Below are 11908 nucleotides of genomic sequence, written 5' to 3' on the forward strand. Positions count from 1 at the left end.
AGCATCGTATGAACAGGAACATCTCATGGTGGCCACCTCTATCATCAGTGTGAACTTGCATTCGCAACGTCAGATACCGTGTTGGGTAGGGGTGTCGATCCCATAACGCCAGTGGCGACTGTACCACCTAAAATGGTGTCCGGGATGGTTCAATTACTACATACATCGATTATAGATTATAAAATGGCCCCGATATTATTTTGTCGAGGCCAGATATAATGTTATAATTTATTGAGGATTGTACCAAAAATAAGTGAAAGTATTCATTATTATACTTTCGTAATATTTGTTTTCAACCAGTGTTCGATACCATCCTTAACCTGCGAAAGCTGTTCTTTTATTTGGCGTGATGAACTTGTCATTGACCACTGTAAATATGGAGACTGCTCCCATTTACTACATGTCATTACTAAATTGTCAGCACCTACTAATCGAGCAGAACCTTTTATCCGATGTAGTAGGGATAAAAATTCATTTATATCCCCACTTGAACTTGCCAACATTATATTATCAAGATCTTCCTCAGAAGCTTGCATATAATTTATTAATATTGACTGAATCATTTCTACATTTTCTGATGTAAGCTTCCCTAAAGTTTCTTGGATTGAATTTGCAATATCAGCAGGTGATGAATTATGGAACATTGCATCGTGATTTTTAATGCAGGCTTTCAATTGATCCAAACTGATTGGTTTAAATAAACAGTCATCCATGCCAACTTCAATTGCTTTTTGGTGCTGTTCTTGGCGCGCATCAGCAGTAAGGCCAATGATAAGTGTACGTCTTCTTTTTTCACGCTCTTCTAATTTTCGAAAATGAGTTGTAAAATCCATCCCATTCATTTTTGGCATATTTATGTCAGTAATTATGATATCAAAAGTATTCATTTCGAGTAACTTTAATGCCTCAAGACCTGATGAAGCCGTACTAACTTTCTGACCCAGAAAAAGTAATTGCTGGCTTATTAATTGTCTGTTGGTAGAGTGATCATCAATGATGAGAAAATTGTATTTAGGTATGAGTTCGACAGTTTCTGTAATACCTCTATCTAGCATTGGTTCGATCAATGAAGAGTCGATTAAAGGTAGCAGCATCTTGATTGATACTGTGGTTCCTACTCCCTCTTTGCTTTCTATCTCTAGCCAACCTCCCATCATCTCACACAACGTCTTGGAGATTGCAAGCCCTAACCCTGTGCCTGCTTGAGGCAAGTCTTGTGGTTGCGGCCCTTGTCTGAAGGGCTGACAAATAGTGCCAATATCTTCTTTTGGAATGCCGATCCCAGTGTCACTTATTTTTATAAAGATCTCACACATACCATTACTCGACGTTTGGTCCATATCAATCGTGATCCCGCCTTTTTCTGTAAACTTAATTGCATTACCAAGCAAATTCGATATAATTTGTTTATATCGATTTGGGTCAATCAAAACTGTTAAGTCTTGGTTAACGCTAAACTTTATTGTCAAATTTTTTAGGCGAGCATTAGAAGAAAAGACATTTATTACTGATTGAGTTAATACTGACAAATTGTGTGGCGTAGCAGAGAGTTCTAACTTGCCAGATTCGATTTTTGAAATGTCAAGAATATCCCCAATAAGTGCTAAGAGGTCAAATGAAGCTTGATAAGCTAAGCTAATTGACTCGTGGTCTTCACTTTTTAATCTTCCTTTGCGTAAAGTCAGTTCCAGTAGACCTATAATTGCATTCATAGGGGTTCGGATCTCATGACTCATTGTCGCAAGAAAGGTGGACTTTGCCTTATTAGCGTCTAAAGCATTGTTAGATGCGCTGGCTAATTCGGATAGCAAAGTAACTCGCTCACTGATATCAATCCATCCTCCTATCACGACTTGATTATCCGTTGGTATTTCCTTCGGAGATTGAAGCCAATGGTATATATCTATTTTTTTTCCTGAAAAATGGAGTGTGTAATCACCATCCTGAGATTTTCCTTCTTCTAGCACATTGAAAAACACATTGCCCAATTCACTTAGGAAAGGTCTCAGCAGATTGAGTTCGTCAATGCTTGTGCCAATTAGCTCCGACTTTTGCATGCCAATGAATTCGGCATAACTGTTATTACACAAGATTAGGCGGCCATTCAAATTCCTGGCGTAAATAGGATGAGGATTACTGTCAATCAATTCACCAATAAATTTAAGTTGCGAATCTAAAGCGTGAGAGATACGCTTTTTCTGTGTTACTTGCCGCCATAACCCCACCCCTAAAAGTATAAAAATAGAGGAGGTTGTTAGCACGACAAAAAAAGAAAAACCAAAATCTCTTAACATGTCAATGAATGTATATACTTCATTTTTGGCATTAACTCGCCAACTTGTAGACAGCTTGTCAATTTCATCAGGCGGGATTGAATACAATATTTTATCGACAATGCCAATTAGCGTTTCTTGGGACTTATTTACAGCAAACCCTACGTTTATAGGAATGGAGTCAAAAGCATCGCCAGCAATTGTTAAACTATCTCTATAGTCTGAATTGATAAGAAACTTTGCCATTCTAAATGGCATGAGAACGACATCACAAGATCTATTGGCAACACAGGCTAACGCATCTTGAATTTTATTGAAATAGGACTTCCTTTCAATTTTATATTTTTTTTCAAGTGCTTTAGATGGCGAAAAATCATTAATTAATGCGACATGCCCTATATTTAAAAATACTTCTGGGGGTATGCCTTTATTTTTTATGTTCACAATATATACTAAGGGTTCGGTAATAAATGCGTGGGAAATAAGGTACTGCTTTTGTCTACTATCATAAGTCATGCTGAGCATTAAGTCGGCCTGACCATGCTCAATAGCTCTATACTGTTCAGCTATGGTATTTACTGGTAGCACATTAACTGGAATGCCCAGTTTTGAGCTGAGTATTTCAGACATATCAACTATCATGCCATGAATATTACCTTTTACATCAAGATAACTCAGCGGTGGAAATCTGGTTTGAGATACGATGGTGAGTTTTCCTTTGTTATAGATCCACTCCCATTCTTGCTGAGTGAGCGATACCAGTTGTGAATCGATAGATAGACCGCCTCCACTCCAGCGGTCTAGAATTGACTTTCTGTTTGCATTCGAAACTGTCATTAAAGAAGAGTTTAATATGTTTAATAACATATCATTTCCTTTTTTTATACCAAAGGAAAAACCTCCCGTATTGGTATAAATTTTCTTTGCTAGATGAATGCTGTTGTTATAAAAATTATTAATAATGTAATTTCCTGAAATCATATCAATAAGCACTGCATCCGACTTTCCATATTCGACAGATGCGACAGCAGAATATCTGGATGGATAAGTAGTTATTTTTGTGGATTTTGGCAAGTATCTTAATAGTTCTGAAAATGGTAAATATGCCTCAACCACTGCTATGCTCTTAATATCTGAAATTTCAATGCCAACTCTTTTATAAAGAGCCGGATAATCATCAAGATATGGCCTGGTTAGTATAAGATCCTCTGATACATCATAGCTATTTGCGGATGGAACAAAATCAGCCTCTCCATTTTTAACTGCTTTAATAGCATCAATTCGATGTGGATATTTTTTCACGACGACTTCGACACCTAAATTATTGGATATAAGGCCAATGACATCAGCTGTAACTCCTTCATAAAAAGCAGATCGGGATGTAATACTCAACGGAGGGTTGTCTGGTTGTGATATCGCTAGGGTCAGAGTTTTCTTCTCACGAAGCCATGCTAACTGTTCTTCATGCAAAGAAGGAAAAACATTGTTTTTTTCTGTGGGTTCTCTTGATAATACTCGTATAGTATCAGATGCATTCGCAATGAATGTTATTGAGTTGAAAAATAAAATAAATAAAAGTGTATTAAATGACGATTTAAAGTTTATGATTGAAGTCATACGGATATTACTCCATTGCGTTTAGCAAACTCAACTAGCTCAACAATGTTGCCTACATTAAGTTTGTGCATTAATCTTGTTTTATATGTACTTACGGTTTTTTCGCTTAATAGCATGTTGCTGGCGATGTCTTTATTGGGTACTCCATTACATAATGCAAGTAGTACACTCATCTCTCGATTAGAAAGTAAATTTAATATATCACTATTATTTGTGTTGGTAGTATATCTTGCTTTTGATATTACATCGGATGGAAAATATTTTTGTCCATTAAGACATGCATTGATTGCATTTTTAATTAACATTAATTCATCCATTTTAGATACAAAACCACTTGCCCCTGCTTGCAAGCATCTAAGCATAATATGATGGCTGTTTTGAGCGGACAACACTACTATCTGTGTTGGAGAGCCGGAGCTCTTTATCCTCTTTATTACTTCCAGTCCATCTAGTTTTGGGATCCCAATATCTAATATAACTACGTCAGGAGACGTTTTTTTCCATTCTTTAAGTGCATCAATGCCATTATCTACCTCACCACAAACAGTGTGCAGGTCGTGCTGTAACAGTAATGATACAGCCATTCTAATGGTTGGGTGATCATCTACAATTAATACGCTTGCCATATATATCCTTTGTAAATAAATAGTAATGGTAGGTTGATTTTATTAAGTATAGTCACTTTTTTGTATATGGCCGTGTTATTGGGCTCGTATTTCCATCAAAAGTATCACCAGCCTAGCGGGCCTCATCTGGCAGTTGAGTCAATTCTCGGCTGTTACTGGCTACACCCCTCATCGCGTTTAAGCTATCGCTGCCAGTTGTCGTAATGCATCGGACTAATGACTTGTTCCCTGAATAATCATGTACTCTGTTACAGAGCTCTACGGCATCCTCAAGCTCCTGAACAACCATTTCATCGGAATGTTATCCTAGTAGTATCATCACCACCAAGGCACGCCATGTATGAGCACCTTGCGATCCTATGAGCAGGTGAAGCAGCGCACCTACCTGTTGCAACCATCATGCGTATTCGAGTTGGGTAGTGCTGAAAACAAGCGGTTAGGGATGCCGAAAGCATGTGGTAGTCGTGCCCCATTTTTTATTTGAAGCTTCTGAATCGATAAGATTACAGAAATATCCAACAAATGGCTGGTCTCTCTCATGGAAAGAAAATCCTTTGTGAAGAAAAATGGATGCGGCTTGCAGTTTAAATGGGCATCAATACACTCTAAGTAATATTGTCGATTGAATTATGGATTAAAATGTTTTTTAAAGTTTAAATATAAATCCACATTACTCTATTAACTATTTCAGTTGAAGGGGGGACATGGCAAAGAGACAACGATGGTTCCAGTTTCGATTGAGCTCGCTGTCACTGGGTATAAATAACTGATCCTGATTGTTCTGCATTTTTCCTAAAACATTTTGGTGTAAGGCCTTCCTACCATTGGGTTGGAAGGCTGACGTGACAAGGCATGCTTACCTGCTACAGGTAGTAATTTCACGAGTGTAGTGACCTGCTATTTTTAAAAGCTCTTTAGATCTTCGCACATCGGTCTGATTGGTCAATATTTACTAATCAAAAAAACAATAAACAACAAATTAACAAACTCTGTTTCCTAATGACTTTTCTCATTTAAAACATGTGCTTATGCTTTTTTTTAAAGCTGTATAGTAGTGACACTCAGATCATATCCAGATTTTTCCTACACAGCTTTTCATCGACCCATATGCATATCAACGGTACATTCCTGTTCGAAATTTAACCCCCCCAAGTCCCCAGTACTAAATGCATGGATGATAAGGGGGAATGCAAGCGAGCATACAGCTCATATAAATGTAGGAACTGGAAAATGAAAAAAGCTTTTGTTGCTCTTGTGATTGGCGGAATGGGTATTACCTCTGTTCAAGCTGCTGTAGAAGCCTCCGCCGTCGCGACTTGGCAAGCAACAGCAAAAAAGGATACTCAATCCATCTTGGTTGTTACTCCTTTGACAAGCTTATCCTTTCAGTATGCAGAGGGCATTCAGGGCTTCAATACTGTTAATGGCCTGTTTGATGTTGCTATCTTGGGTGACGCTGCGGCTACTGATTTCACTCTTAAGGCTAAAAAGCTTAGTGGGACGTTGAATCATCTTGGCGGTGGCTCCACCGTCGATGTCGGTGTTAACTGGCAAGGTACACCAGTCAATACCGCAAGTTATACTACACTTATAGATACCGCAGCAGGCATAACAGGCGGCAACCTTTCACCTTTGGCAACAAGTTTTAAGGATGATTCTCAGCGTACAACTGCTCAGGGCTCATTTAACTTTTATATTGAAAGTGCCACAGTTAACGGTGTTGACGCTACGTTTGATGCACTACCTGATGGTTTGTGGAGCGGTGAGGTCAACGTCGAGTTCGTTGCTAACTGGTCATAACCAAGCTCAAACCTAACTGGGGGGGGGCGATCCCCCCCGATGAGGAATCAATAGTATGTTACCGAAAATTGCTCTGATAATGCTATTAGCTTATCCAACTTCTGGGTTTGCTATCAATGTAGGACATATTACTACCATTATTGATTCGGGCATGCAGGAGGTCTCAAAAGAGATTGAAAATGACAGTGATCAAGCTCGCCTAGTCACTATCCGTATATCTCGTATATCTTCACCGGAAGAAGGTGGTAAAGAGATACCAATGGAGGTTGATGGTGAGCTGTTACTTTCTCCCAGCCGTTTAATGCTACCGGCTAAAGCAAAAAACAATGTTCGCTTCTTCTATAAAGGTCCCTCAGACTCGAAGGAACGGTATTATCGAATTACTTGGCGTGATACTGCATTATCTATTGATGAGGAGCGAGAGGATAGTCGTCAAGCGGTTGCAACCACATCAGCACAAATTGGTACTATTTTAGTGGTGACGCCTCGCCAAAGTAATTTTGATTATGTATTTGATGGTGGCACGCTAATAAATAAAGGAAATGCTTCTTATCGTGTGGTCGCATATGGTGTGTGCCGTGAAAATCCGAATAAACAATGTAAAGAAAACTATTATGATTTGCCTGGAAAAAAGCGAGTATTTCAACGTGTTAATGTAATGAATAAAAATAGCCATATCGGCTTGTGGTTGGGACAGAACTTTGTAGTTATCAAATGAAGACTTCATTTCGATAGTTGTTTTGGTGAGGAAATAGATGCATCTGAATTTCATTTCTGTCATTACCTTGTGCATTTCTTTGTCACTAATAGCTCAAGTGAAGGCAAATGCTGTCACTCCTCTGCGTATTGCAAATGTTGTCATTCCGGCTAGTTTCGCCACCGCTTTAGAAGATGGTCTGTCAGTTCCTGTTTACCTACGATATATAGATGAAAGTAACAAAATCAGCACTATGGCTGATGAACCTATTGGTAACGCTACTTTGCTGCTTAAACAGGGTTCTCTACATCTCTTAAATATCGATTTCAATGCCAGTGAACAAGTGAACCTGCTCAATGACACACTGACCAGACTGTTGTCCAGTAACAATATGCGAACTTTCTCCCAAAACGGAATGCTTGATATTAATGAGAATGCCAGCATGCAACTCGATCTAGTGGCAATGCTGCTCACCATTAATGTTGCGCGTGAAGCCTTCCGTAAATCTGAGCAACAGGATCATCGCATAGATCTAATGCCAAGTGTAGAGACATTAACGGGTGTTCATCGGTACAACATGGGCTATTCCTTTTCACGTAACAGTGATAATGGTCATAGTGACTCTAACTTCTTCCAGTTAGGTAGTACGTTCGGCTATGGAGCACATCACCTCGCATTAGATGCATCTCTCTATAACGTTGGAGAGTCTCAGCAAAGTAGCGATATCTATCGCACAATGTACGTACGGGACTTGGAAGCTCGCCGAATAGCTGCTGGAATGGTATCCACTTGGGATTTGCAAACTCTTGGTGTCGTGACAGCACTCAACACGGGTCGTATATATGGAGCCTCTTACGGTAATCAAGCTCAGTCACGCAAGAATAGTGTTAATGAATCGGCTACCCCTGTACAGGTTTTTATGCCAGCAAATGGAGAAGTTAGGATCTATCGTGACAGCCGGCTGATCGCTTTACAAAACTTACCTATTGGTAACCAGCGTATCGATACCACCTCCTTCCCTGGCGGGGTATACAACGTGATAGTGGAAGTTTATGTGGATGGGCGTTTGACTGAAACCAGTAACCAGAGGGTAACCAAGTTGATGGGCGGCCTCAACTTTACCCATGAGTGGGGCTGGCAATGGTGGGGGGGGCTTATGGAAGGAGCCGATAATAGTGGTGACTCTCCACTTATCGGTCTTTCTCTAGCTAAAACAATTGGTTCAATAGACCTTGCGACGACAGGTTATGCTTTCGCTGATGCAGCAGTAGGAGAAGCCCGTGTAAGTTGGCAAATAGCTGATAAAGCGAATGTACAGCTACAAACGATGTTGGCTTCAGACAGCTCATGGCGACTAGCCTCTAACCAGTCCATTCAACTTCACGACAATGTATCATTGTGGGCTAGCCAAGAAAAATTGACAACAGGGGATACGCTGACGATCAGTGATACCGAACTATATTCGACAGGTGTCGCAGTTAATATTGGCGGTTGGGTCTCTGAACTAGGACAATTTAATTTCAATACATCTCACGACAGAGTTACTAATAGTAACCGAAGTTTTATTGATTACTACCAACACCTATATTCTGGTCGTTATGGAAATCTATCACTGCGGGCAAGTCTGCAAAGCAATAGTGCCACCTTCGGTGGATTCGATAACAAAAGTTTAACGCTGGACTATTCTATTCCATTTGATAATATATTTAGCTTTGGTATGAGTAGCAATGAAAAAGGGCAGACTACCGCCAACTTAAATTATCAAAAACGTATGGATGGTGTGATTAATCATGCTTCGTTCAATGCATCACGAATGATACAGGGTAGTGATGAACATAATATGGGGCTATCCGGAACGTTAGGATTCGACAACAAAATTATGGCCGGCACAATGATGCTGGCTCGAGGTCACGGAGGTGACCTCAATGGTAACTTAATATCTCGTGGTTCGCTTGTCACTACTGATGAGACTTTCATCGCTTCTAGCCAGAATGAAACAAATTCTGGAGTGATCATCAATACAGGAATAGCTAAGGATGGCCAAATGTTGGCCAAAATAAATGGACAAGATTATCCCCTGTTAGGGCAACAAACCTTTCTGGGATTAAGACCGTTTCAGGAGTATGAAATTGAGCTTCTCAATAGTAAAAACAGTAAAGACAGCTATGACATTAATGCAGGAAAACAAAGCTATACTTTATTTCCAGGTAATGTTGCAACCCTAAACTTAAGTGATAACATAAAAGAGATGGTCACTGTTTTTGGTGTTGTTCGTGCAGAAGATGGTACTATTGTAGCTAATGCAAGACTCGATAATCACATTGGTAGCACGGTGACCAATGAGTCTGGTGAGTTTTCATTAGATGTTGACAAAAATCATCCCATATTAACTTTCCACCAAGATAGTATTTTTTGCGAAGCAAAATTGGACTTGGCAGAGGAAAGCGGTGCCGCATGGGTGGGAGACATAACTTGTCGCGGGCTACCGACTTACGCGATAGTGAAAGGATATTAGCCATGAAAAACATTGCGAGACACTTTGCTATTTTTTTTATAATTATCTTAAACCTCGACTCAGCATTAGCTGTACCTAAGACAGTTTGGCCTGATGCTCCGATAAGAAATTTTCTATTTATCGAAAATCAAGAGGATAGTAATTTGTTTGTAGGGCCAACTGATGGGTTGGATCCTCGTTTGACTGGGAGCAATGTTTGGACTTCACTAAAGCATAACGGTCAATCTAGCTTGGCATATGTGGATAATGGTTATAACACTGCCGTTACAAATCGAAATATTGACATGTGGGAGAATGGCCCTATCAGTCGCCCATATGTAAATCAGCGTTGTTTATATAATGTCGCCGGTTGTGATGCTGAGGCTTCGGAGTCAATCAACAAACCTGCCGTAGTAGATAATAAAGGATTTTATGGTCTTATCGGTGCCGCATATGGCTGGGGACACGCTAAACTTAGCTCAAACTTTTTCGATTATCTACGTAATGCACCGGTAGGTTCTATAATTGAGAGAGAAATGAATTTGTGCGTTACTACAGTAAGATACGACGCAATTGCAGGGGGCAGATGTGCCGATCAAAGTAGTGGTAATTGGTATGTACGAAAAATACGACATAAAAAGGCAGGCCACTTGCGTTTTATACAGACAAATAGCGTCAGTGAAGTGATTGTGGACAGCAATGGAAATCCATTTATTTTACCTGGCTCACAAGGGTGTGAAAATTATCGAATAGGTACTCGCGATGGTATTGTATGTCGCTTTCTTGATTATAGTTTTAATGAAGATGGTAGCCAAACATATACTGAGCCATACATGTATACTAATGTGAAGCATGGTGGGCTTAACTCGGCGATCGCTGCAGCAGACCTTCAGATGAGTGCCAATATGAACACATGGGTTAATAAAGGTGTTCGTTATAATGTCAGTAACCTTCGGGGGAGAAACAGCATTTACATCTTCATGTCTAGTAACTTTTTTCGGCAGATTGTGCGCTTGGGACTACAAGAACAACTGACTCGTAATCTAGTTAGCTTCGAGATGAAGAATGGTTTTTCTCCGGAAAGTGGATATTATGAATTTAGTGGTACAACGGAGATCAAGATTAAACCACGCCAGTTTAGTGTTTCTATACTATCCTCCGATGGAATTACGAATCCTTACCGTGAAGGCTCTGTTGGTAAGGATATTCTGCGCTTTTTTTACAATATTTCTGACAGTGGCCCTAGTAGTGCAGATATTCTCGATATTTCGATATCGCAAGATGCTGGCAGCCCCTATCAAGGGTATTGTACCTTCCACCCGCTCAGCCAAATCACACCTGACAAGGCTGTTCCTGTTCCGACAAAATTGATCTTTGATTCAACCCAATATGGTTCTAGCTCAAGCCATCCGATTCGTTGTGACAATACACCACTTGATATTCGCTCACTCGGGATCCAGGATAATCAACCACCACAAGAATGGTTAGATCCTAATGGTGACAAGGGCATTACTCGTTTTTATAGCTTGGCACTTGAGTTTGATCTGACCGACCCGATGGTGCAGCAGACTATTACTAATCGCATATGGGAAGGTGAGGTCCATCAAAGTGGCACCATCACCATCAAAGGAACTTGGCGTTAGCAGAAGGAACATAAAATGCTCTACGTTATTCGATTAGTATTTGTTTTTTTATTTTCCTGGCCAGCAATGGCTATAGACATTGGTCCCATGACCGTTGTGATGGAGCCATCCCAGTCCTTTGTTTCTAGAACAGTCACGAACAACAGCACGGCCCCCAAGATCTATGAGATTAGAGCGAATAAAATCAGTAATCCGACAGCTAATGGACAACAACTAGATATGAAGAGAGGTGAGCTTCTTTACTCCCCTAAACGTTTTGTATTGCATTCAAAACAAGTACAAAACGTTAAATTTTATTATAGAGGAGACGTAGATGATCACGAGCGTTACTATCAGGTTATATTCACAGAGTCTCCAACCGCTCAAACCGATGAAAGTGAGAAGAACATTCGCAGAGGAGCTTTAGAGATAAAGCTGGAATTACAATCAATCTTGGTCGTTCGCCCTCGAAAAATGCAATTTAATTACCAACTTGACAAGGGGTCATCTGCTATTAAAAATACTGGAAATACGTTTTTTGAATTCATGGTTAAGGACGGCTGTGAGCAGCCTGATGGAAAGGCTGATAGTAAGTATTTATTACCGGGCGATATATACCATAATGTAAAGGTAAGTGAATCTGGAAATCAAAAAGTAATTGTCTTTCAATCCCGTTTTATTCCGGTAGGAAATGATTGTTGGTGAGTATTAATTCTGGTGACAAGTCTGATACCTACGGTGGAAGGTAATCCCCCCATTTTTAGGGGCATTCAAAAGTA

General features: G+C 39.9%; 7 protein-coding genes. 5 read left to right on the forward strand and 2 right to left on the reverse strand.

Going from position 1 to position 11908, the window contains the following annotated elements:
- Positions 1-269 precede the first annotated feature (269 nt).
- Positions 270-3890: a response regulator gene (locus tag WJM78_RS08590; protein WP_339015125.1), complete on the reverse strand. Its 3621-nt coding sequence runs from the start codon at positions 3888-3890 to the stop codon at positions 270-272.
- Positions 3887-4516 (reverse strand): response regulator transcription factor, encoded by a 630-nt coding sequence (locus WJM78_RS08595; RefSeq protein WP_339015127.1) that lies wholly within the window; start codon positions 4514-4516, stop codon positions 3887-3889. The genes WJM78_RS08590 and WJM78_RS08595 overlap by 4 nt, the downstream gene beginning before the upstream one ends.
- 1230 nt (positions 4517-5746) lie before the next feature.
- Between WJM78_RS08595 and ecpA the strand changes: the two genes are divergently transcribed.
- The 5 genes from ecpA to WJM78_RS08620 are packed head-to-tail and all read left to right on the forward strand — an operon-like array spanning position 5747 to position 11834.
- On the forward strand, positions 5747-6316 hold the full coding sequence (ecpA, locus tag WJM78_RS08600) for a common pilus major fimbrillin subunit EcpA (RefSeq protein WP_339015128.1): 570 nt from the start codon (positions 5747-5749) through the stop codon (positions 6314-6316).
- Between the two features lie 55 nt (positions 6317-6371).
- The gene (locus WJM78_RS08605; protein WP_339015130.1) at positions 6372-7034 is read left to right on the forward strand and encodes a hypothetical protein; all 663 of its coding nucleotides are present in this window, start codon (positions 6372-6374) and stop codon (positions 7032-7034) included.
- A 37-nt stretch (positions 7035-7071) separates the two neighbouring features.
- Positions 7072-9528: a TcfC E-set like domain-containing protein gene (locus WJM78_RS08610; protein WP_339015131.1), complete on the forward strand. Its 2457-nt coding sequence runs from the start codon at positions 7072-7074 to the stop codon at positions 9526-9528.
- 2 nt (positions 9529-9530) lie between these two features.
- Complete coding sequence (locus WJM78_RS08615; protein WP_339015132.1) at positions 9531-11150, forward strand: hypothetical protein; 1620 nt, start codon at positions 9531-9533, stop codon at positions 11148-11150.
- A 15-nt stretch (positions 11151-11165) separates the two neighbouring features.
- Positions 11166-11834 (forward strand): fimbria/pilus periplasmic chaperone, encoded by a 669-nt coding sequence (locus tag WJM78_RS08620; RefSeq protein WP_339015133.1) that lies wholly within the window; start codon positions 11166-11168, stop codon positions 11832-11834.
- The last annotated feature ends 74 nt before the right edge of the window (positions 11835-11908 follow it).

Source organism: Aeromonas popoffii (assembly GCF_037818705.1).
Taxonomy (GTDB): Bacteria; Pseudomonadota; Gammaproteobacteria; order Enterobacterales; family Aeromonadaceae; genus Aeromonas; species Aeromonas popoffii.